The sequence below is a fragment of the Streptomyces sp. NRRL F-5126 genome (assembly GCF_000721265.1).
In the GTDB taxonomy this organism is placed as follows: Bacteria; Actinomycetota; Actinomycetes; order Streptomycetales; family Streptomycetaceae; genus Streptomyces.
This window is the reverse complement of sequence record NZ_JOFZ01000001.1, coordinates 511,695-533,933: the sequence shown is the minus strand read 5'-3', so window position 1 is coordinate 533,933 and position 22,239 is coordinate 511,695. Positions and strand designations below refer to the sequence as shown.

At 71.0% G+C, this 22,239-nt stretch carries 18 protein-coding genes and 1 tRNA gene; 12 read left to right on the top strand and 7 right to left on the bottom strand.

The annotated features are described in order from the left end of the window. Positions 1 to 37 precede the first annotated feature (37 nt). The 8 genes from IH48_RS0102465 to IH48_RS34210 all read left to right on the top strand — a co-directional run bounded on the left by IH48_RS0102465 (position 38) and on the right by IH48_RS34210 (position 8,019). Complete coding sequence (locus IH48_RS0102465) at positions 38 to 1,588, top strand: alpha/beta hydrolase (protein WP_030898438.1); 1,551 nt, start codon at positions 38 to 40, stop codon at positions 1,586 to 1,588. A 100-nt stretch (positions 1,589 to 1,688) separates the two neighbouring features. Continuing rightward, positions 1,689 to 1,762: transfer RNA gene (locus IH48_RS0102460), tRNA-Thr, on the top strand. Between the two features lie 680 nt (positions 1,763 to 2,442). Beyond that, positions 2,443 to 2,580 (top strand): hypothetical protein, encoded by a 138-nt coding sequence (locus IH48_RS36125; RefSeq protein WP_158710228.1) that lies wholly within the window; start codon positions 2,443 to 2,445, stop codon positions 2,578 to 2,580. A gap of 37 nt (positions 2,581 to 2,617) precedes the next feature. Next, on the top strand, positions 2,618 to 3,958 hold the full coding sequence (locus tag IH48_RS0102450; protein ID WP_030898434.1) for a radical SAM/SPASM domain-containing protein: 1,341 nt from the start codon (positions 2,618 to 2,620) through the stop codon (positions 3,956 to 3,958). A gap of 110 nt (positions 3,959 to 4,068) precedes the next feature. Beyond that, positions 4,069 to 5,019, top strand: coding sequence for a SagB/ThcOx family dehydrogenase (locus IH48_RS0102445; RefSeq protein ID WP_158710227.1), 951 nt, complete (start codon positions 4,069 to 4,071; stop codon positions 5,017 to 5,019). Beyond that, positions 5,016 to 6,101 carry a hypothetical protein gene (locus IH48_RS0102440; protein ID WP_030898428.1) on the top strand — a complete coding sequence of 362 codons (1,086 nt, stop codon included), beginning with the start codon at positions 5,016 to 5,018 and terminating at the stop codon, positions 6,099 to 6,101. Before IH48_RS0102445 ends, IH48_RS0102440 begins: the two co-directional genes overlap by 4 nt. Beyond that, complete coding sequence (locus tag IH48_RS0102435) at positions 6,098 to 7,423, top strand: MFS transporter (protein WP_037840796.1); 1,326 nt, start codon at positions 6,098 to 6,100, stop codon at positions 7,421 to 7,423. The genes IH48_RS0102440 and IH48_RS0102435 overlap by 4 nt, the downstream gene beginning before the upstream one ends. Then, positions 7,420 to 8,019, top strand: coding sequence for a flavoprotein (locus IH48_RS34210; RefSeq protein ID WP_030898422.1), 600 nt, complete (start codon positions 7,420 to 7,422; stop codon positions 8,017 to 8,019). The genes IH48_RS0102435 and IH48_RS34210 overlap by 4 nt, the downstream gene beginning before the upstream one ends. Positions 8,020 to 8,181: 162 nt before the next feature. Here the strand turns inward: IH48_RS34210 and IH48_RS0102425 are convergent, their stop codons facing one another. After that, positions 8,182 to 10,716 carry a carbohydrate-binding protein gene (locus IH48_RS0102425; protein ID WP_030898419.1) on the bottom strand — a complete coding sequence of 845 codons (2,535 nt, stop codon included), beginning with the start codon at positions 10,714 to 10,716 and terminating at the stop codon, positions 8,182 to 8,184. Positions 10,717 to 11,200: 484 nt separating this feature from the next. Beyond that, a complete protein-coding gene (locus IH48_RS0102420) occupies positions 11,201 to 11,410 on the bottom strand; it encodes a 4-oxalocrotonate tautomerase family protein (RefSeq protein ID WP_030898417.1) in 210 nt (69 codons plus the stop codon). Positions 11,411 to 11,560: 150 nt separating this feature from the next. Here IH48_RS0102420 and IH48_RS0102415 point away from each other — a divergent pair, with 150 nt between their 5' ends. Continuing rightward, a complete protein-coding gene (locus IH48_RS0102415; RefSeq protein WP_030898415.1) occupies positions 11,561 to 12,418 on the top strand; it encodes a helix-turn-helix transcriptional regulator in 858 nt (285 codons plus the stop codon). Between the two features lie 6 nt (positions 12,419 to 12,424). Here the strand turns inward: IH48_RS0102415 and IH48_RS0102410 are convergent, their stop codons facing one another. The 4 genes from IH48_RS0102410 to IH48_RS0102395 all read right to left on the bottom strand — a co-directional run bounded on the left by IH48_RS0102410 (position 12,425) and on the right by IH48_RS0102395 (position 18,015). After that, positions 12,425 to 13,402 carry a hypothetical protein gene (locus IH48_RS0102410; protein ID WP_030898412.1) on the bottom strand — a complete coding sequence of 326 codons (978 nt, stop codon included), beginning with the start codon at positions 13,400 to 13,402 and terminating at the stop codon, positions 12,425 to 12,427. 104 nt (positions 13,403 to 13,506) lie between these two features. Continuing rightward, positions 13,507 to 14,448 carry a helix-turn-helix domain-containing protein gene (locus IH48_RS0102405; RefSeq protein ID WP_030898410.1) on the bottom strand — a complete coding sequence of 314 codons (942 nt, stop codon included), beginning with the start codon at positions 14,446 to 14,448 and terminating at the stop codon, positions 13,507 to 13,509. Between the two features lie 35 nt (positions 14,449 to 14,483). Further along, positions 14,484 to 16,973: an MMPL family transporter gene (locus IH48_RS0102400; protein ID WP_158710226.1), complete on the bottom strand. Its 2,490-nt coding sequence runs from the start codon at positions 16,971 to 16,973 to the stop codon at positions 14,484 to 14,486. A gap of 76 nt (positions 16,974 to 17,049) precedes the next feature. After that, positions 17,050 to 18,015: an alpha/beta fold hydrolase gene (locus IH48_RS0102395; protein WP_030898404.1), complete on the bottom strand. Its 966-nt coding sequence runs from the start codon at positions 18,013 to 18,015 to the stop codon at positions 17,050 to 17,052. Positions 18,016 to 18,191: 176 nt separating this feature from the next. Here IH48_RS0102395 and IH48_RS0102390 point away from each other — a divergent pair, with 176 nt between their 5' ends. Together IH48_RS0102390 and IH48_RS0102385 are read left to right on the top strand one after the other, a co-directional pair. Continuing rightward, complete coding sequence (locus tag IH48_RS0102390) at positions 18,192 to 19,496, top strand: sensor histidine kinase (protein ID WP_078849464.1); 1,305 nt, start codon at positions 18,192 to 18,194, stop codon at positions 19,494 to 19,496. Beyond that, positions 19,481 to 20,125, top strand: a complete 645-nt coding sequence (locus IH48_RS0102385; RefSeq protein ID WP_030898398.1) for a LuxR C-terminal-related transcriptional regulator — start codon at positions 19,481 to 19,483, stop codon at positions 20,123 to 20,125. The genes IH48_RS0102390 and IH48_RS0102385 overlap by 16 nt, the downstream gene beginning before the upstream one ends. On the opposite strand, the gene IH48_RS0102380 is transcribed toward IH48_RS0102385, so the two are convergent. Further along, complete coding sequence (locus IH48_RS0102380; RefSeq protein WP_037840791.1) at positions 20,110 to 21,039, bottom strand: LysR family transcriptional regulator; 930 nt, start codon at positions 21,037 to 21,039, stop codon at positions 20,110 to 20,112. The two genes, IH48_RS0102385 and IH48_RS0102380, sit on opposite strands and share 16 nt — an antisense overlap. A 159-nt stretch (positions 21,040 to 21,198) precedes the next feature. Between IH48_RS0102380 and IH48_RS0102375 the strand changes: the two genes are divergently transcribed. Then, a complete protein-coding gene (locus IH48_RS0102375) occupies positions 21,199 to 22,107 on the top strand; it encodes an SDR family oxidoreductase (protein ID WP_030898395.1) in 909 nt (302 codons plus the stop codon). Positions 22,108 to 22,239 lie beyond the last annotated feature (132 nt).

Genomic DNA, 22,239 nt, shown 5'->3' with positions numbered 1-22,239 from the left:
CCGGTGTGGGCGGCGACCTGCCGGTTAGGCTCCCCGGATGGACACCAGGCGCCTGCTGCGTACACCCGCCGTCGCTCTCGCGGCGGCGGCGCTGTTTCTGTCCGGCTGCAGTTCCTCGGACCCCGATACGGGCGCGGGCCCGGGGCCCGGGTCGAACCCGGGAGCGGCAGCGGTGGACCAGGCGGCCCTGGCCAAGTACTACGACCAGAAGCTGAACTGGCACGCGTGCGCGGCGTCCGGCTTCCAGTGCGCCACGATGAAGGCGCCGATGGACTACACGAAGCCGAACGGCACGCGGATCAAGCTGGCGGTCGCGCGCAAGAAGGCCACGGGCCCCGGCAAGCGCCTCGGCTCGCTCCTCGTCAACCCGGGCGGCCCGGGCGGCTCGGCGATCCAGTACCTGGAGAGCTACGCGGGCATCGGCTACCCGGCGCAGGTCAGGGCGCGCTACGACATGGCCGCGATGGACCCGCGGGGCGTCGCGGGCAGCGAGCCGGTCGAGTGCCTGACGGGCAAGCAGATGGACGCGTACACGGAGGTCGACCAGACACCCGACGACGCGGCGGAGGTCAAGGACCTCACGGCGTCGTTCAAGAAGTTCGCCCAGGGCTGCGAGGCGCACTCGGCGAAGCTGCTGCCGCACGTCTCGACGGTGGACGCGGCGCGTGACATGGACCTCTTCCGCGCGGTACTCGGCGACAAGAAGCTCTCGTACGTCGGCGCGTCGTACGGCACGTTCCTCGGCGCGACGTACGCCGGGCTCTTCCCGAAGAACACCGGCAGGATCGTCCTGGACGGCGCGATGGACCCGTCCCTTTCGGCACGGCAGCTCAACGAGCAGCAGACGGCCGGGTTCGAGACGGCCTTCGAATCGTTCGCGTGGGACTGCGTCAGCGGAAAGCAGTGCCCGCTGGGCTCGAAGTCGGTGCAGGACGTGGAGCACCGCCTTCAGCAGTTCTTCGACCGCCTCGACCGCAAGCCGCTGCCGACGGGCCACAGCCGCGAGCTGACCGAGTCGCTGGCCACGACGGGCGTGATCGCGGCGCTGTACGACCAGTCGGCCTGGCCACGGCTGCGCCAGGCCCTGCGCAGCGCCCTCACGGGCGACGGCGAGCTGCTCCTGGCGCTCGCCGACTCGTACTACGAGCGCGGCACCGACGGCCACTACTCGAACCTGATGTACGCGAACGCGGCGGTGAACTGCCTCGACCTCCCGCCGGCCTTCACCGGCCCGAAGCAGGTCGAGGCGGCGCTGCCGTCCTTCGAGAAGGCATCCCCGGTCTTCGGCGACGGCCTCGCCTGGGCGTCCCTGAGCTGCACGTACTGGCCGACGAAGGCCACTGGCACCGCCCACCGCATCGAGGCGAAGGGCGCGGCCCCGATCGTCGTGGTCGGCACGACCCGCGACCCGGCGACCCCGTACAAATGGGCCCGCTCCCTGGCCTCTCAGCTCGACTCCGGCAGGCTCCTGACCTACGAGGGCGACGGCCACACGGCCTACGGCCGCGGCAGCGACTGCATCGACACGGCGATCAACACCTACCTCCTCGACGGCACACCCCCCGCAAAGGGCAAGAAATGCACCTGACCAGGTCAAACGCCCCGCAGCCAGGGGTGGACGGAGCACCCCCGGAAACTGTGTAGACTTGGCGAGGCCGCTGACCGCACCATGGTGCACGCCAGCGCAAGCCGCCTTAGCTCAGTTGGCCAGAGCAACGCACTCGTAATGCGTAGGTCTCGGGTTCGAATCCCGAAGGCGGCTCCGCCAAAGCCCGGCTCGGACAGTGTCTGAGCCGGGCTTTTTTGTTCAGCGGACGCCCTCTGCGGCTCCGGGAGCGTGCCACGCGGGTGCCGGCGGTCCGAAGCGGAACTGCCACTCTGGACGCTGGATACCGTGACTTGCGGATACCCGCTGACCGACGCGTCCCCTGGCAAGGAGGAGGATCTGGCGACGTCCTGTCCGGCCGGGGCCTTCGGTGGTGTACCGGGCCTCATGGAAGGACAGATCGCAGGACGTCCGCTCGCGACGAGCGGCCAAGGGGACGAGCCCGACGGGAGAGGGGCCTGATGGCCCAGCACTGGGCCGCCGCATGGGGATGGGCAAAATCGGTGGGTAGTTACAAGTCTTTTGACTGATCTCTTCGGATCTCCGTGACCAGCCCAGCGCAGCAGCGGCATGTACGAGATGGCCTGCGACGGCTCGCCGCCGCCGTTTCGGATCAATGACCAGGGGCTCAAGCGGATCTGTGGACTCCGAATTCCTGAACCATGCAAAAAGTGGCCCGACGGGATCTATGCACCGTATTTCAGTCTTTCCGGAAATCGCTTGCATTTCTATATGAACGTGATGCGGCACCTGGTATTGACGGGGACATGTAAACCTCTATACCGTTGATGTCCGGTCAGGCATGTAAGGCATGTCCGAACACTCATGGAGGAACTATGGAGAACGTGGTTCTGGAAGAGGTCGTCATCGAGGGCGAGAACGAGACCTCCGACGACGAAGAGTTCGTGGCCATCGAAAAGGTCGAACTCGAGATGTCGACCTCCCTGGCGAAGAACAAGGTCAACGTCTGCTGATCAACCTTGCTCCCGCCCGACTGGAAGGAGTGTTTCCGTGGCATCTCGGTCCAAGTTTGTCCTGCTTGGCCGTCGGGTCTTCCAGTCGGCGGAAGGCAGGCCTGTGCGCGGGGCGTTCGACACGACGACGGCCGGCCTCTATCTCCTGCCGACGTCGGTCGCTGACGCTCTCGACAGCCCCGATGTGGCGCCGACCCCTGCACAAACGGCGGCGCTGGCGCGCGCAGGTCTGCTCACCGACATCGGCCGGGCCGACGCCTTCCTGCATGGGCTTCAGCGCGCTTCAGAGGATCTGTCGACCCGTACGTTCATCCTCATGCCTACCCCGGCCTGCAACATGGGCTGTGACTATTGTGGTCAGAACCACAACGGCCACTCGCTCAAGACGCGTTACGAAGAGCTGGTCGTACCGCGTGTCGTCGCGGTCATCCGGGATCCGGCGACCCGTGTCGTGAACATCGACTGGTTCGGCGGTGAGCCCCTCCTCGCCAAGGCCGAACTGTTCTCGATCGCATCCCGGCTGATGGCCGAGGCCCGGAAACAGGCAGTCGAGTACCGCTCCCAATTGACCACCAACGGATCCCTGTTCTCCGTTTCCCTGCTGCGGCGACTGATCGGTGAAGCGGGTGTTACCAGGGTCGATGTCACCGTGGACGGTCCGCAGCGTATTCATGACCTCTCGCGCAAAATGAAGAACGGGGCCAGCACGTACGACCGAATTCTCGACAGTGTGAGTGGGGCCCTCGCGGAGCCTTGGTCCGAGAGCTGCCAGTTCATCATCCGGACCAATGTCACCATGGAGACCCTGCCGCATGTGACGGAATATCTTCGTGACTTGGCCGCACGTGGATTGTGCGGCGACCGCGGTCCCGCCATCCAGATCGCTCCGGTTCATCAGTGGGGCATCGGGACCGACGCGTACGAAGTGGCCGTCAGCGCCTTCGCCGAGGCGGAGATCGAATGGCTCAACCTGGCCGTCGACCTCGACGTGAACTTCCTTCCCCTTCCCGACCTCGCCGATGAGCCGTGCAGCGCCGGCCATCGGGGTACGGAGACGATAGATCCACAGGGAACCGTGTACGACTGTCCGGAACTCGCGCTTCGGCCGCCGGCACCGGTCTTTGTCCCGCTCGGGCGCCGCCCGCAGGCCGGCGCGCAAGCCCGTCCGGATGGAGCGCTGATGGCCGATATGACCTGGTCCACGGTGATCGAGTCCCCGCCGTGCCGATCGTGCTCGCTCCTGCCGGTGTGCGGCGGAGCATGCGCGCTCAGCCGCGCCCAGGGACAAGCGCAGTGCCCCAGCATGAAGCACAACTTCGCGGACCGGATCGATGTCGCCGTCCGGCGGGCGCTCGCGGCGAACCGAGAGTGTGGCTGATCCTCTTGATGCTTGTGACGAAACCGGGCCTCGTGGTCACCGTGGACCCCGGCGGACTGCGCATGGAACACCCCGCATGGGGATATTCCGTACGGACCTCCTCGGTGGTCATGGACATTCTCTACCGAGCCAGGACGCCGGTGGATACCGCGGAACTGGCCGCCGAGAAGGCCGGGGCAGGCGCTGTCGACCGGTTGGTAGAGCTGGACATCCTGCAGCGCGCGACGCACGAGGGGCAGGGCTCGGCGCAACCGCTGCCCACTCCCTGGAACTATTGGGGGCCCGCCACTTGGCTGTTCCACAACCGCGCCCATCGAACCAGGTTTCTCCACGATGAAACGGATATCTGGCTCGAGAAGGTCGGTCGCCCCGAACCGAGGCCCGAGCGCACGGCCCGGTACACCGCGCACGCAAACGCCGCCGAGTTCGAGTTGGCCGGCCATCACGGCGACTCCACCGTCGCGGACCTGTTCGCCGCGCGCCGCACCCGCCGGGAGTTCACCGGTGGCCCGCTGCCATTCGCGGCTCTTGGCGAGCTCGTCAGCGAGACCTTCCGGGTCCGTGCGACGACCGACGCCGACTACTTCGGCGTTCTCCCGTTGAAGAGCTACCCGAGCTCCGGCGGCAGGCACGAGATAGACGCCTACGCCGCCGTTCGCGATGTGCCGGGCCTGCCCCGCGGCATCTACTACTACGACGACTACCGCGACACCCTTGTCGACACCGGGCTGCGCTTCGGTGACGAGGAGCTCGACGTCTGCCTGGCGCGCCAGGGCATGGTGCACGCCAGCGCGGCGATCCTTGTCGCGGTGTGTGCCACGGAGCGTCTGGCGTGGAAGTACCGCGATCCGCGGGGGTACCTGGACGCCTACACCAACGCCGGACACGCGATGCAGAACGCGGCCCTCTACGCCGAGTCACTCGGTATCGGCGCCTGGATCACCACGGCCGTGGACACCGGCGCGACGTCCTCCCTCATGAGGTTGCGCGGGGATGAGTTCCCGCTGGCCGCGATGGCCCTCGGGGAGCCTCTGACGGAGCGTGGAGGCATCGCGCCATGACGTACGCCCCCTGGACGTTCCTCACGGACGCCGACCCAGGCCCCTCCTGCTGGTCCGATCACTACGCACCGGCGCGCGAGCTGACCGCGGGCAGCGAACCACCCCCGCCACGTGCCTGGTTCACCGCGGCGAACCGTCTCGCGTTCGGACTCGTGGCGTCCGGCTCGCCCGACCGGGCCGCAGAGCTGATGGAGCTGGCCATCAGGCTGGCGAACCGGCTCGCGGCGCGGCACCCGGACAACGTGGAGTACGGGCTCGAGAGCGGTGTGAACCGCATCGAACTGCTGCGGCGACAGGACGCCGACGAGGCCGACAGTGCCTATCGGGCCTGCTACGACCTGGTGCTGGGACGCCCGGTGCGGACCCGTCACCTTTTCGGCCTCGACGTCAGACCCCTTGACCGGGCCCGCAACGAGGTGGCGCAGCGCGCGCTCGGGGTGCTGCGGTACCGCTCCCAGGCGGGGCTGCTCGGTCTTCGGGTCGACGCGACCGGCCCGGTCGGCGCGCTCGCCTTCGCGCGGGAAGTCGTCGCCGACTTCCCGCGGTCGGTGGCCGCGGGGATGCTGCACGCCGCGGAGATACTTGCGGCTGTGGACCCCCGGAACGCCTATCTGCAGCGGTTCGATCTGGCGGACCCGCGCTCCGAGGGTGATCTCGTGGTCCTGCTGCGGATCGAGGCGGCACGTACACGCGGCGCCGGGTCGATGGCCAGGCCGTGGAGTGTGCGGCGCTTCGCCGCGGCCGTCTCGGCGTTGCGGGAACGCACTTTGCTGCGCAATCCGCGCACCCCGCTCCTGTGGGCGCTCTTCCTCACTCTCGCCGGCGACTGCGAGGAGGAGGAACTGGCAGTGATGGCTCGTGAGTTGGTCGACGAGTGCTCACGATCCGGGGACCAGCGGATGTACCGTGCCGTGATCGCCGTCGTCGCGGACCGGGTCACGGTACCGCCGATGGTTCGCCCACCCGGCAGTGGGCATATGGGCGGGGTCCCTGACCTCGAGCAATTGCTCGCCGGATTCTCGGCGCTCGGCGAGGCAGTGGCGGAGAGGAAGATCGGCCGAAGGCAGCGAGAGAGAACATGAGGATGAGAGTTCCCGGCGCGGTACGGATGCCCCGCGCTTTCGGGCTGTTCTACGCGTCTTTCGCCGTATCGATGCTCGGCGACTCCTTCCGTCTTCTGGCCGTCAACGTCTGGCTGTTCGAAACGACCTCCGGCTCGATCGGCGCCCGGCTGCTCGTCGTGCTGCTCGCCACTCTGCCGGGCATGCTGCTGGGCGGGGTCTCCGGTGTCATCGCCGACCGCTACGACAAGTACTCCGTGCTCGTGGTGGCGGATCTCATCCGCTTCGCTGTCGGCCTCGGCCTGGCGGGATGTGCCGTCGCGGGGAACGCCGCGTGGGCGCTCGCCCTGGTCGCGGTGGGCAACGGCGTCGGCGTGTTCTTCTCCTCGTCCTCGTTCGCGCTCCTGCCGAGGCTCGTGCCGGAGGACCGGCTGCCGCGCGCCAACGGTTTGATGGAGACCGGCCAGTGGGTGGTGCAGATCGCCGGGCCCTCGCTGGCGGCGGTGACTCTGGCGTTCGGCGGGGCCGCTTGGGCATTCCTCATCGACAGCAGCACCTTCGCCGTGTCCGCGGTCATCCTGTGGATCCTGCGCCGGAAACTGAACCACGCCCAGGTCGGGGCCGCTGGGAACGCCGACGGGGACGGCGCCGCGGGGCCTGCCGAGGCCGCCGGCGAAGACGGGACGCCGGACGCGAAGCCCTGGGCGGCCTTCGTCGACGGTACCCGGATCATCCTGCGGAACCCGCCGATCCGCTCCCTGCTGTTCGCCTCGTACGGCGTGGCCTTCCTGACCGCCTGTACCAACTACGGGCTGATCTTCCTGATCGCCCGGAGCCTGGCCCTGGGCCCGTCCTCGCTCGGTTACATCTACTCGCTCAACGGCGCCGTCGCCGTGGTGGCGGCCCTCGCGATGACCGCGCTGGCCAAATCCACCCATCTCGGCAGGATCATGGCCCTGTCCATGCTCGGACTCTGTGTGGCCCAAGTGGTCATGGGCGCCGCTCCGAACATCTACGTACTGGGCGTCGGCGTGGCCGTGAGCGCCTTGTCCAACGCGCCCTACAACGTCGCTGTCAGCTCGCTCTACATGAGCAGGATCCCGGCCGCCTACCTCGGACGAGTCGAGGGCATCGACACGATGGTGGACAACTTCGCCAACGTGCTCGGCTTCGTCGCGGCCTCGCTGGCCGTCCTGTGGTGGAACCCGCGCGGGATCTTCCTGATATCGGCTCTGGTCGCAGCGCCGTGCGTGGCCGTCGCATTCGCCAGGGTGGCTCGGGGCAGCGTGGCCCCGGGAGCGCCGCCCAGCGGAAACGTCGAGGACATCGAGGTGAAGGTATGACGACACCCACGACCGGCCGACAGCCGTCGAAGCCCGCAGAGGGCAGGCGGATGCGGCTCCTGCTCGGCCTGACAGGCTCGGCCGGGCTCATGAGCATGAGCACATACCTTGAGGAGTTCAGGGAGCGGCTGAATCCGGAGATCCGGATCGTACTCACTGACGCGGCGGACCGGATCGTCCCCAAGAACACCTGGAGGGCGCTCGGACCCGGCGGCGTCTACAACGATGCGGACTGGGTCAGCGCGGAGCACGTGGCCCTCTCGTTGTGGCCCGACGCGATACTCGTGGCACCGTGCACCGCCAACACCCTCGCCGCGGTCGCCACCGCGCGCTGCGACAACCTGCTGACCGCGACCATCGTCTGCGCGCACGTGCCAGTCCTGCTCGCGCCGAACATGAACCCGCTGATGCTCGCCAACCCGGCGGTCCAGCGCAACATCGACATGATCAAGGCGGACGGCCACCGGATCGTGGACATGGAGCCCAGCCTGATCTACGCGTTCGGTACTCGCAGTTCCCGCGACGACCTGGGTATGGCCTCGCCCAACACTCTGGTCAAGTTGTTGGAGGAGTTGTCTCCGGCATCGGCACGCTGAAGCAGGCACTGTCGGGACCCCGGCCCGGACTACGTCCGGGCCGGGGTCCCTTGCGTCACGGGCCGCGCCGGCGGTGACGAGTGTGGGCGTGGGCCGGTGGTGCGCCCGCATCGAACCCGGAGAGCCGGGCGGCGAGTCGCCGTGGCCGGCCGGGCCCTGCCGTCAGGGCCTGATCGTGACGGTGGCCCTGTCGTTCGCCGCCGCGGTCGCCGTGACCGTGAAGCGGTGTGTTCTCGCGTCGTACTCGACCGGGCCGACGCTGCCCGTGGTGGCGCTGGCGTGCGGTTTGCGCGGCGCGTAGCCGTGCAGGGTGACCGGGCCCTCGCCCGCCGCGAACGCGATCGTGGCGTGCACGTGCCCGTCGTCGTGCAGGTGCTCGACGCGCTTGGTGCCGTGCGCGACGAACTTGCCCGCGTCGCCGAGGAAGGCGATGCCGGAGTGGCCCACGGGCGCGACGATCCAGTAGGTGCCGTCTTCGACGGTGGCGTTCACCCGGCCGCCCCCGGTGACCAGTTGGCCCGTGCCCGCGTAGTAGTCGTAGACGTACGCCCGTCCGGTCGTGCCCAGCTCCTTCAGGGTGAACGACGTCTTCTGTGACATGCCGGTCGGCACGGAGCCCCGTGTGACGCCGAGCCAGTCGATGTTGCCGCCGCTCGAACCGGTCGCCGTCGCGCGTACGGTATTGGCGCCCTCGTTCAGTGTGACGGTCGTCCCCACGACGCTCCACGACGTCCACCAGCCGGTCGACGGGAACGACAGGGTGTGTGCGTCGCCGCCGTTCACCGCGACCGCGAGCGGTCGGTCGGTGAACGACGCGTTGGCGTAGCGGAACTGGAGGGTGTAGGTGCCCGCTGCCGGCGCCTGCACCGTCCACTCCACGTAGTCGCCGTCGGCGTGCTGGTAGTCGGCGAACCCGCTGCCGGTGTAACCCGAGTTGTCCCGGCCGACGACCGCTCCCGAGAGGGTCGCGTCCTCCGCCTGGTAGGTCGTCCCGGGCGTGGTGAACTGCCGGGCGTACGAGAAGACGTAGCGGTACGTCAGGCCGGAGTGGTCCACGTGCGTGGACGCCACCATGGCGGGCATCCTCCCGGCCGCCTCGCCGACGTACGTGGCGTCGGTGGGGACGATGGGCACGTCCGGCTTGACGATGATCCCGTCGGGGCGCACCACCTGGAACAGGTGGCCCGCGTCGATCTTCCCCAGCGAGTCCCCGACGCCGACGGGGCCGGCCGAAAGGTTCGCCAGGAGCAGGTTGTTGAGTTCTCCGCTCATGAACACATCCACCCACGGCCACACCCCGAGCGAGCCCGCGAGCTGCGAGTCGTAGAGGAACATGTCCCACTTGGGACGGTCGAAGCGGTCGTCGCTGACGCGGATGGTCGTCAGGTTGGGGTAGCGGACGGACTGCAGGTAGTCGCGCGGCAGTGCCATGCAGTACTGCATGTCGAGACCGTCGCCCGCGGCGTGGTGGGCCATGTTGTCGAAGAACGCGTCCGCGTCGCCCAGGTTCTCGGCGGGCTTGGCGTTGTTGCAGAGCCAGTCCTGCTCGTAGACGACGACCCCGCTGTCGCGCAGGTAGTCCATGGTGTGCTGCCAGTACGCCGGGTCGGTGACGATGTTGTCCGACATCGCGTACTGGCCGTGGTACGGGCTCGACTTGTCCATCCACCGGGCGTGGGTGACGAGCGGCATCCCCAGCTTCTTCCGGAACGCGGACAGCCCGTCCGGGAACAGCTCCTTGTCCGCCTCGTACAGGTAGGTGCCGTCCGGCAGGTCGTTCCAGTCGGCGTTCGGGCCCTTGGGGTACCACCAGCTGTCGAGCTGCATGTAGCCCATCGGGATCTTCTGGGACGCCCACTCGTCGCGGACGGCGAGCAGTGTGCCCGTATAGCCCTTGTCCTGCTCGTACGTGTAGTAGTAGTCGGCGCCGTTGTCGGTCCAGTAGCCCAGGGTGCTGAGGACGACGCCCGCGTCGTTGGCCGGCAGCGGCTTGCCCGCGAGCCTGGTGAGCGCGGTGCCCCAGGCTCGGTGCGCGGTGCCGACGCCGTCCGAGGCCGACAGGATCGTCTGCCGGGTGTAGCCGGCCGGCAGCGTGGCGACCGAGCTGATCACGCCCGCCGCGATCGAGCCGTCCGCGCCCTGGCTGGTCTGCGCCTCCTGGAAGTGGTTCGCCGCCGAGAGCACGAAGGTGTTGCCCGACGAGTCGAAGAACACCCACGGGCTGTCCGACGCACCCGAGAAGGTGTTGAACTGGAACCGTCCGAAGCAGTCGCTGTGGCTCAACCGGTACCCGAGATCCGGGTAGCGGGTGAAGGTCGGGAACGGGTTGCCGTTGGCGCCCGGCTTGACGTACGTGTCGGTGAAGACGACGGACGACGCGTCCCGGTAGACCCGGATGCCGCCCCTGCGCGCGCCGCTCTCGAAGGTGAACGTGGTCTCGGTGTACCGGCCGAGGGCGTCGGAGCCCGCTCTGGTGGCGATGCCGGTCGCCGCCGAGCCGACGGAGCCGCCGAAGTTCCAGCCGAGTTCCCGGACGGACACCTGCCAGGCGCCGGAGGCCTTCACCGTCGCCTTCAGGGGCCGCGGCCGGCCGGGGCTCGCGCTCGCCGTCCCCGCCGCGCCGGTCAGCGGCAGGGCCAGGGCGGCGGAGCCGAGGCCCGCGGCGGTGATGAAGCCGCGTCGGTCGATTCCGGTCATGAGTGCTCCTCGTCTCGTTGCGGCGCAGCGGCAGGCGCTGCTCCGCTGACATGTCTGGGGCAGAGGCGGTACTCGTCACGGAAACGCCGGAAGGGCAGGACAGTGCTCTTCGCCCAGCGAGGGGAGACGGGCACAGTTTGCTGTCGTGTTGGTTTTGGGGTCAAGACTCAAAACAAGGAAACATTTCCAAACATCGCGAGCTTGCCGACAAGGCGCAGGCCACGGGCCGTTCGCCGCAAGCGGGGGACTGCGGTCGGCCTCGGCCGCGGGGTTGACCCGTCACCCTCGCGGCGATTACCGTCACCTCCTGTCACGGTTCACAGTGCAGTCCAGCGTTCACCTACATGACCCGCTTGTCCCTGACGCGTGATGCGCCCCTGCGAAGGGTGTCGCACGGGCACGTGCTGTCCGGGAGCGGATGACGACGCCTCACGGCAAGACGGCGGCACGCGTGCCCACCCCTGGGCCGGCTCGCGTGCCGGCCTCACGCGTCGCCGCTCAGCATCGCGGCCGTCAGGACGCTGCCGGCGACGCCCCAGCCGCCGTCGGCGACCTCGTCGACCAGGACGACGGTCGTGGCGCGGGCGCGCTCGCCGTAGATCTCCGCGTACAGGTCCGTGGTGCGCTCGACGATTTTTTTCTTGTCCTCGGCCGTGACGGTGCCGGCGGGGACCTTGAAGTTGGCGAAAGGCATGGTGCTCCTCCTCGATCGAGCGGGTGTCTCCCGCTGTTTCCTGCTCGTCGTCCACGATGCGCGCCGCCGGCCGGCTGAACCAGGGGACGCCATCCCCTGGGTCGGCGGACCGGCCCGCCGCAGAATGGCGGTATGGGTTCAACAGGAGGCATGGATTCCGCGAGCCGTGCCGAGCTGGGTGCGTTCCTGCGCTCGCGGCGTGCGCGCATCCGCCCGGCCGATGTGGGGCTGCCCCACGGGCCGCGCCGCCGGGTGCCCGGGCTGCGCCGCGACGAGGTCGCGCAACTCGCCGGGGCATCCGTCGACTACTACAACGAACTCGAACGCGGCGCGGGCCCCCAGCCCTCCGAGCAGATGCTCGCCGCGCTGGCGCGTGCCCTGCGCCTGACCGCCGACGAGCGCGACTACCTGTACCACCTGGCGGACCGCCCGGTGCCCGCGCCGGGCGGGGCGGCCTCGCACGTCCATCCCGGCATGCTCGACCTGCTCGCCCGCCTGACGTCGACGCCCGCGCAGGTCATCACCGACCTGCACGTCACCCTCGTGCAGAACCCGCCGGCGGTGGCGCTGCTCGGCGACCAGTCCGGCCTGCGGGGCGCCCGGGCCAGCTTCGTCCACCGGTGGTTCACCGAGCCCGACGCGCGGGGGCTGTACCCCGAGGCCGACCACGAGGCGCAGTCCCGCGCCTTCGTCGCCGACCTGCGGGCGGCCGCCGCCAGACGGGACGCCGGGGACCCCGAGGCACGCTCGATGATCGGTTTCCTGCTCGGGGCCTCTTCGGAGTTCGCCGCCCTGTGGGCGGAGCACGAGGTGGCTTTCCGGCGCGACGACCGCAAACGCATCAACCACCCGGCACTCGGCCTGATCGAGGTCAACTGCCTCACTCTGTTCAGCGAGGATGGCCGGCAGCGGCTGCTGTGGTTCACCCCGGCGGTGGGCACCGACAGCGCCGGCCTCCTCGACCTGCTCGCCGTCATCGGCACCCAGGACGTCACAGGACAGCGCTGACGAGCCTCAGTGTCGGCCGGCGCGCAGGTGCGCGCGCAGCAGATTGGGGTCGGTCTTCGTGGTGTACGCGGCGCTGAACACGTCCACGTCGTCGCCGTGCAGTGCGACGGAGGTGGGGTTCTGCAGGCCGTCGGAGGAGTCCAGCAGTGTGGTCGCCGTGCCGTCGGGCCTGATGCGCACGACCTTGTTGGGGCCGTTGAGCGCCGCCACGACCTGGTTGCCGCGTCCGGTGAAGGCGAAGTCGTCGAGGCCCACCAGGCCTGACGCCATGACCCGCGGCGCTCCGGCGCGGTTGCGGGAGCGGACGGGGATGCGCAGGAGCGTGCCCCGGTCGAGGTTGGTCACCCACAGCGCGCCGTTGTGGACCTTCGCGCCGTTGACTCCGAGGAACCCGGTGGAGGAGAGCTCGGGAGCGGTGGACCACGCGGTGGGTGTGCCTCCGGTGGTGGGGACGGTCCACACCGTGCCGAGCACCGAGTCGGTGATGTAGAGCTGCCTGCTGTGCGGGTCGAGTGCCAGCCCGTTGGGCAGGCCGTCGGCGGGCAGCGCGGCGATGCGCCGAGGGGCGTGCCCCGGACGTATCCGCCACAGCCCCGTCAGATCGGCGGTGCCCGTCGCGTACAGCACGTACAGGGTGCCGTCGCCGGTGCGGACGATGCCCGTGGTCAGGGCGAAACCGAGGACCGGTGTGTTGACCCCGCCGTCGGCGGGCGCGGGCAGCGTCGCCAGGATGCGCGTCGCACCATGGGGGGAGATCTGCGCGACCTGGTGGGCGCCGGCGAAGGTGACGTCGGCAGTGCCGTCGGGCAGCAGCGCGACGTTCTCCGGCATCTGGCCGGCGTCCCAGTCGAAGTGGTCGGAGATCCGCACATCGGTCAGCGGCCCGCGGGCCGCCGGCGCCGCGTCGGCCGGCGCGGCGGCGCCGAGGGCCGCCGCGGCCACGAGGACGGCCGACAGGGTGGTCATGATGGAGCGCTTGGACATGGTGTTCCTCACTGGTTTCGGGCAGGGGACAGCCCCGCGGGGCTGCTGTGGCGGATGGCGGATACGCACCGGGCGGACGGCTGTCGCCCTGCCCGGGGCTCGCGTCAGTCGGTGGCGGGGCGCTCGGCGCCGCGGCGCGGCCCGGCCGCCTCCTGCGGCGCGGTGGCGCTCGGCGCGCCGACGGCGGTGGCAGTGGCGGTGGTGGTGTGGGCGAGCAGGGCAAGGGCCGTCGCCGAGGGGGAGCCGGGGGCGGCCGTGGCCACCACCAGGGCGGGGCTGTCGCCCTGCGGGCTCTGCAGCGTCTGCTGCGTGACGGTCAGGGTGCCGACCAGGGGGTGGCGCATCTCGTAGTCGGCGGTGTCGCAGGCCTGGATCCGGTGGTCGGCCCACATCGTGGCGAACTCCGGGCTCCGCATGGTCAGTTCGCCGATCAGCGCGGCCAGCCGAGGATCGTCCGGGTACCGGCCGGCCGTCAGGCGCAGGTTGCCCACCACGGCCCCGGCCTTGGCCGGCCAGTCGGCGTAGAGGTCGCGGGTGTGCGCGTCGAGGAACACCAGCCTGGCCATGTTGGGCCGCCGGCCGGGGTCATCCGGGCTGTCCGGGTCGAGATGGCCGGCGAACAGTGCGTGGCCCTGACGGTTCCAGGCCAGGACGTCACTGCGGCGGCCCATGACGATGGCTGGCGTGCCGTCGAGTGCCGACAGCAGGACACTGGTCGCCGGGTTGATCCGTTCGGCCCTTGGCCGGCCCGCAGTCCTGCCTCCCCTCGGCGTGCGGGCCAGGGCGTGGAGATGGGCGCGCTCGGACTCGTCGAGTCGCAGGGCCGTCGCTATGGCGTCGAGCACCTCGGGGGAGGCGTTGCGCGACTGGCCCTGCTCCAGGCGGGCGTAGTAGGGGGCGCTGATGCCGGCGAGCATGGCGAGCTCCTCCCGCCGCAGCCCCGGCACGCGACGCCGCTCGCCGTAGGTCGGCAGCCCGACGTCCTCGGGCCGCAGGAGGCCCCGGCGTGCCTGGAGGAAGTCGGCGAGTAGCCCGTGCTTGTTCATGGTGTCGAGTATGCGCACCCGAGGCGATCCGTACCTCACCCTGCCGGGGTGGGGATACGCGGGCCCTGCTGGTGCGGGGGCGCGGCGGGCAGCCTGCCGTTGACGGCGCGGACCTGGCGGGGCAGGAGGAACGGGTCGACGAGCCAGCCGAGTCCGCAGATGCCTGCCGTGCCGAGGTGGAGCAGGCCGAGGCGGCTGCGGCCGAGGTAGAAGTGGTGTGCTCCGAAGAGGCCGAGGAAGAACCACCAGACGTAGGCGGTGGCCAGCGACTTCGGGCGGGGCTGGGTGTGGGCGTCCTTCTTGAGCTTGCGGGCCGGCGCAAGCGTGAGGGCGCGGTCCGCCGCCGGTGCCGCCGCAACGGCGCGGGCGGGCGCCGGAGTCGGTGCGCCCTCGATGGTGAGCCGGGGCAGGATCCGGTCGAGCCAGGCGGGCAGCCACCAGTTGGCGTTGCCGAACAGGTGCATGAGCGCCGGGACGAGGACCGTGCGCAGGACGAAGGCGTCGATGCCCACGGCTGTGGCAAGGCCGACGCCGAATTCGGCGATCGTGCGCTGCCCGCCGAAGACGAAGGCCATGAAGACGCAGATCATGATGAGGGCGGCGGCGGTGATCATGCGTCCGGTGCCGGCCTGCCCGGCGCGGACGGCGTGGTGGTTGTCCTTGGTGCGCAGCCAGTCCTCGTGCATCCGGCTGACCAGGAAGACCTGGTAGTCCATCGAGAGGCCGAAGAGGATGGCGAGCATGATCACCGGCAGGATCGATTCGACCGGGCCGGCCTTGCCCGCGCCGAGGAGCTCCGAGCCCGCGCCCCACTGGAAGACGGCGACGACGACGCCGAAGGACGCGGCGGAGGCGAGCAGGTTCATCACCGCCGCGGTCAGCGGGATGACGACGCTGCGGAACGCGATCATCAGCAGCAGGCATCCGAAGGCGAGGATGATGGTGAGGAAGAGCGGCAGCTTTCCGGTCAGGACGTGGGAGAAGTCGTCGCTCGTGGCGGTGGCGCCGCCGACGTGGACCTCCAGACCGGTGTTCTTCTCGGCGGCGGGGATGACGTCACGCCGCAGGTGGCCGAGCAGGTCGCCGGTGGCCCGGTCCTGGGGCGCGCCGGTGGGGACGACGTCGATGACGCCCAGTGTGGTCGCGGCGGTGACCGGGGCGGTCCGCACCGAAGCGACGCCGGGGGTGTGCCGGATGGTGGCGGCGAGGCCGCCGAGCGCGGCCGCGTCGGCGGGCCCGTGCAGGGGCGTGACCAGCACCAGCGGGCCGTTGGAGCCCGGTCCGAAGCCGTCGGCGAGCAGGTCGTAGGCCTGCCGCGTGGTGGTGCCCGCGGGATCGTTGCCGGCGTCGGCGGCACCCAGCCGCAGGGACAGGGCGGGCAGGGACAGCACGGCGATGACCAGGAGGGCCACGGCGCTGAGCACGGCCTTGCGGCGGGCGACGAAGTCGGCCCAGCGGCCCCAGAACCCGTCACCCGCGGGTGCCGTCCGCGGCCCGGTGGCGGCCAGGCGCCGGCGTTCCCGGCGGGTGATCAGGCGGCCGCCGAACACCCCGAGCAGGGCCGGGAGCAGGGTGACCGCGGCGAGGACGGTGAACAGCACGGTGGTGGCGGCGGCGATTCCGATCCCGGTCAGGGGTGTGATGCCGAGTACGAGCATGCCGAGGAGGGCGGCGACCACGGTGCCGCCGGCGAACAGGACGGCGCGCCCCGAGGTGTTGAGGGCCCGCACGGCGGCGTCCTGCGGGGGCAGTCCGTCCCGCAGGCCGCCGCGGTGGCGGGTGACGATGAACAGGGCGTAGTCGATGCCGACGCCGAGGCCGATGAGGGCCGCGACGGTCGGGGCGATAGTGCCGATGGTGGTGACACGGGAGAGGAGGCCGACGGTGATCATTCCGGTGCCCACGCCGGCGACCGCGACCAGCAGCGGCACGATCATCCCGAGCAGGGTGCCGAAGGCGACGAACAGGATGACGCCGGCGGCCAGGATGCCGATGTACTCGGTGCTGGGGGCCGAGGTCCCGGTCGCGTCGGTGACCGCCACGCCGCCCAGTTCCACCCGCACATCTGGGCCGGCGACGGACCGGGCGGTGCGGATCACCCGTTCGGTGTCCGCGACGGGCACCTGATCGCCCTGCGCGTCGAACGTCACCGTGGCGTAGGCGGTGGCCCCGTCGGGGCTGATCCGGGCGGCGCCGTCCGCACCGTACATGGACTGGACGGAGGCGACGGACGGCAGCGCGGCGACCTCGGTCAGCATCGGGGCCACCTTGCGGCGGACCGCGGGGTCGCGGACCGACCCGTGCCTGGTGTGGATGACGATCTGGTCGCTGTCGCCGGCCTGCGCGGGCGTGTGGGCCCGCAACAGGCTCTGGGCCTTGGTGGATTCAGTGCCGGGCAGGTCGAAGGCGTTGTTGTAGCCGGAGCCGAGCATCAGGTACGGGACGGCGACCGCGACCAGGGTCGCGATCCAGATCGTGATGACGGTGAACCGGTGCCGGAAGCACCATCGCGCGATTTCGGACATGGCAGAGCGCTCCTGGGAATCGGAGGACAGGAAGCGGGGCGGTGGGGGAGCCGGTGGCCGGACGGGGACGGGCCGGTCAGCGGGCGGCCTTCACCATGGCCTCGATCTGGGCCTCCACGAGGCCGGGGCGGTCCAGGGGGATGTCGTGGGAGCTGCGGGCCGCCGTGACGAGGGTCCGGTTGGGCGCGGCCCCGGCGAACTCGGCCTGCGCGGCGCGCCACGCCGTGGCGTCGGGCGGCGAGGTCGGGAACGGGGTCTTCGCGGAGACGACGACGGTGGCGGGGACGCTCGCGGGCCAGGCGATCCGGTGGTAGGCGCGCTGGTCCTCGACGTAGCCGTCGGCCACGGCGAGCAGCTGGCGGTCCGCCTTGGTGACGGACGTGTCCTTCTTCGCCTTGATCGCCTTGACCTGTGCCTGGGTGGCGGCGGCGACCCGGGCGATCTCGGTGTCGGTGCTGAACTGCGGCAGGCTCGCGTCGACGAGGACGGCCCCAGCGAACCGGCCGGGGTCTTTGCGGGCGGCGTAGGTGGCGATCTCCCCGGCCTCGGAGTGGGACACGAGGATCACGTCGTGGGTGGCCCCGAGCTTGTTCAGCCCTGCCTCCAGGTCCGAGACGGCGTTCTGGGCCTTCCACGGTCCTGGGACCGGGTCGCTGGCGCCCATCCCGGCACGGTCGTAGGTGATGACCTCTGAACCGGTCTTCCTGGCCAGGGCTGGGACGATGTTCTTCCAGTACGAGGAGTCGTTCCCACCGCCGGCGTCCAGGACGATCGCGGGCAGGTGTCCCGGGGTGACGTGGAAGGCGAGCTTGTGTCCGTGGTTGGTGACCATGTGCAGCCCGGACGCCGGCCGGCCCGGTGTGCTCGCGGCGGAGTGGGAGGCGGCGGAGTGTGAAGCGGCGGAGTGTGACGCGGCCGAGTGCGACGCGGCGGCCGTACCGTCGTGGCCGCAGCCCGCGAGGATCCCGGTGAGGGCCGCCGCCACGCCCACGGCGATCGTCGTGCGGCGTCCTCGGGTCGAGCGCTGTGTGTTCGCGGTCATGGTGATCTCCCAGCAGCTGTTGTTTTCCTCGGCGTGTTCGACTCTGCTGGCAGCGCCGGTCCCGTACACGGGTGGTGGAACCCCGAGTGGGGTGGACAAAACCCCACTGTGCGCGGGGGGAGGGACCGGCAGGATGAGGGCATGATTTCGAACCGCACCACGACGACGTGCACCTCATGACCGGTCATGCGCCGGATGCACCCCGGCCGCCCGGCCGCGGCCTGCGCGCGCGCCTGGCGGTGCGCCTGGAGCTGCTCGGCCGGTCGCTGGTGCTGCTGCTGGCCTCGGCGGTGGCTTTCGCCCTGCTGCTGCTGTGGGGCACGGCCGCGGGGCTGATCCTGATGGGGGGCGGGCTGCCGGTGACCCTGCTGGCGACGGTGGCGGTGCGGTGGTTCGCCGACCGGCACCGTGCGTGGGCGGGGCGGTGGACGGGCGAGCCGGTCGCCTCCCCCTACCTGCCGATCCCTCAGGGCAACTGGCTGACGCGGATCGGGGCGGTCCTCAGGGACCCGGCGACATGGCGCGACCTGCTCTGGCTCGCGGTCGACTCGGTGACCGGGTGGTTCACGGCAGGCGGTACGTTCCTGGTCTTCGCGGCCGGTGTGTTCTACCTGCTGTACCCACTGGAGTTCGCCCTGACCCCGGCGCAGGTCTTCCGCACCCCGTTCGGACCGTACGTGCACCTCGGGAGCGTCGAGGCATCGTTCCTCATGGTCCCGCTCGGCCTGGCGCTCCTCGTCCTTGGGTATGCCGTCGCGGTGCCGCTGGCGCGGCTGAACGCGTGGGTGATCCGCTCGCTGCTCGCCCCCACCGAGCAGGCGCGGCTGCGGGTGCGGGTGGCGCAGCTGGCGGCCTCGCGGGCCGAGACCGTCGACAGCCAGGCCAGTGAACTGCGCCGCATCGAACGGGATCTGCACGACGGCGCCCAGGCGCGCCTGGCGTCGCTCGGGATGAGCCTGGGACTGGCCGAGCAGTTGCTGGCGCAGGACCCGCAGGCGGTGGCGGGCCTGCTGGCCGAGGCGCGGGAATCGACGTCGGCGGCGCTGACGGAACTGCGGGACCTCGTGCGGGGCATCCATCCGCCGGTGCTGGCCGACCGCGGCCTGGACGGCGCGATCCAGGCGCTGGCACTCGGCAACCCGGTGCCGACCACGGTCGACGTGCGCATCCCCGGGCGGCTGCCGGCCGCGGTGGAGTCGGCCGCCTACTTCGCGGTCGCCGAGGCGCTGGCCAACGCGGTCAAGCACGCGCACGCACGCCGCATCGCGATCCGTCTTGAGTACGAGCGGACCTCGGGCGGCGGGGGCCGCTTGGGTATCCTCGTCAGCGATGACGGCCGCGGCGGGGCCTCGTTCGACGGCGGCACCGGGCTGCTGGGTGTCGCCCGGCGGCTGAGCGCGTTCGACGGGACCGTCGGCATCGACAGCCCGGCCGGCGGACCTACCGACGTGAGGATGTCGCTGCCATGCGAGTTGTCGTAGCCGAGGACCTGGCTCTGCTGCGCGACGGGCTGATCCGGATCCTCCAGGCCTACGGGTTCGAGGTCGTCGAGGCGGTGGACAACGGCCCGTCCCTGGCACGGGCGCTGAACACGCACCGCCCGGACGTGTCCGTCGTCGACGTGCGGCTGCCCCCGACGTTCACCGACGAGGGACTGCGCGCCGCGATCGACGCCCGTGCGCGGGTCCCCGGCCTGCCCGTGCTGATGCTCTCGCAGTACGTGGAGCAGCTCTACGCACGCGAGTTGATGTCCGACCGGGCCGGCGCGGTCGGCTACCTGCTCAAGGACCGGGTCTCGGACGTGGGCCAGTTCATCGACGCGGTGCGCCGGGTCGCCGCCGGCGGGACGGTGATGGACCCGGACGTGGTCGCGTCGCTGCTGGCCAGGCACGAGGACGACGAACCGCTGCGGGGGCTGACCCCGCGCGAGCGCGAGGTGCTGTCGCTGATGGCCGAGGGCCGCACCAACGCCGCGATCGCGGCACGCATGTTCGTGACGGAGAAGGCCGTGTCCAAGCACAGCAACAACATCTTCGCCAAGCTCGGGCTGCGCAAGTCCGAGGAGGACAACCGGCGGGTGCTGGCCGTCCTGGCCTACCTGCAGGCCTGAACCGGCCCGGGCCCGCTCCCACTCGGCCCGCCGGTGAGACGCGCTCGGGCCGTCTCCACGAACGCCGCGACCAGGCTGTCTCGTTCGCGGCTGCGGGTCGCGACCACGACGTCGCACGGCTCGATCCCACGCACGGGGACCGCCGCCAGGTCCGGCCTGGGCGGGCCGCCGCCGGCGGCCGGCGCCAGGGCGAGGGCCAGGCCGCCGGCGACGGCTTCGAGCTTGTCGGCGTGCGCACCGACCAGCGGTCCGCCGGGTGCGGGGCGTCCGTCCGGGCGGGGGTCGAGGCACCAGAAGGCGTCGTAGGCGGGGTCCGGGTAGCGGATGAGCGGCTCGTCGGCGAAGTCGTCGAGGGTGACCGACTCCCTGCCCGCGAGGCGGTGTGTCCGCGGTACGAGGAGCACCCGGCCCTCCTGGTACAGGCGCGTCACCCGCAGCCCGCCCGCCGGGAACGGCTCCCGGGAGACGACCGCGTCCACGCGGTGGTCGAGCAGCGCCGTGCGGACATCGCCCCAGTGCAGATGCAGGGTCGCGACCTCGGCACGGGGATGGCTCGCACGCAGCTCGCGCACCGCGGCGGTGATGACGAGCCCGCCCGCGTACCCGACGGTGACGGCGCCGGGCGCGGCGGCCGCGCGGGTCGTCGCCGCTGCCCGCTGCGCGGCGTGCAGCAGCGCCCGCGCCTGGGGCAGGAACGCCTCCCCGGCGGCGGTGAGCCGGCAGCCCGTGGTGGTGCGGTCGAGCAGACGGACGCCCAACCGCTTCTCCAGGCTCTGGACCTGCCGGCTCAACGAGGGCTGCGCGACGCGCAACTCGGCCGCCGCACGGCGGAAGTTGCCGTGCTCGGCCACGACCGTGAAGTACCGCACCAGGCGAAGGTCGAAGTCGACTGGTGCCACGTGGACGACGGGCACGCCCGCATCGTAGCCGTGATACCCGATCCGTATCGGGTGGTGCGGAAGCGGACTTGGACGCGGAGTCCCCGCGGTTCCTACGGTCGACGTGTCGAACCCGCCGCCTGCGGAGCCGGGCCGGGCCGGGAGCCGAGTCGAGAGTCGAGAAGGAATTCCATCGTGCGTGTATTCGTCACAGGGGCGACCGGATACGTCGGGTCGGCCATCGCCGGCGCGTTGCTCGAGGCGGGTCACGAGGTCGTGGGCCTCGCCCGTTCAGACGCCTCCGCCGGGGCCCTGGCGCGGGCCGGGGTCGCGGTCCACAGGGGAGACCTCGGGGACATCGCCGGCCTGCGCTCCGGCGCCGCGACGGCGGACGGCGTGGTCTTCGCCGCGAACCAGCACATCTCGGAAACCACCGACGCGGCCGCCCGCGCGCGTGCCGAACTGCGGGCCGTGGAGGCGATCGGCTCGGCGCTGGAGCGCACCGGCAGGCCCTTCGTGGTCACCTCGGGCGTCATCGGCCGTACGCCGGGGCGGCTGCTGACCGAGGACACCCCCGTCGTACCCGACCCCGCCGCGCCGCGCCTCCCGGTCGAGACGTCCGTCCTGGCCATGGCCGGGCGCGGGGTGCGGTCGTCGTCGGTGCGGCTGGCCCCGACCGTGCACGGCCGGGGGGACGCGCGCGGGTTCGTTCCCATGCTGATCGCCATCGCCCGCTCGTCCGGGGTGTCCGCCTTCGTCGGCGGGGGAGACAACCGCTGGCCGTCGGTGCACCGGCGTGACGCGGCGGCCCTCTTCGTGTCGGCCCTGGAGTCCGCACCGGCCGGCACGCCGGTGCACGCGGTCGCGGAGGAGGGCGTGCCGTTCCGCGACATCGCCGGAGCCATCGGCCGCCGGCTGGGCCTGCCGGCGGTGAGCCTGACGGCCGAGGAGGCGGGCCCGCACTTCGGCCTGCTCGCCCCGCTGGTGTCGCTCGACAACCCGGCGTCGAGCGCACTCACCCGCGAGCGCCTCGGCTGGGCGCCCGCGCGACCGGGGCTGATCGCCGACATCGAGGAGGGCCACTACTTCGAGGACGCCGCGTAGGACACGAACGGGGGCGCCGCGGGGCCCGCGCTCCCCGGTCCGCCGGTGCGTGGCGGGGCCGGCCGAGGTCGTCGGTGTCCGGGTGGTGCCGGGCCTCGGAAGGCGTGTTTGTGCCAGACTCACTGATCTCTG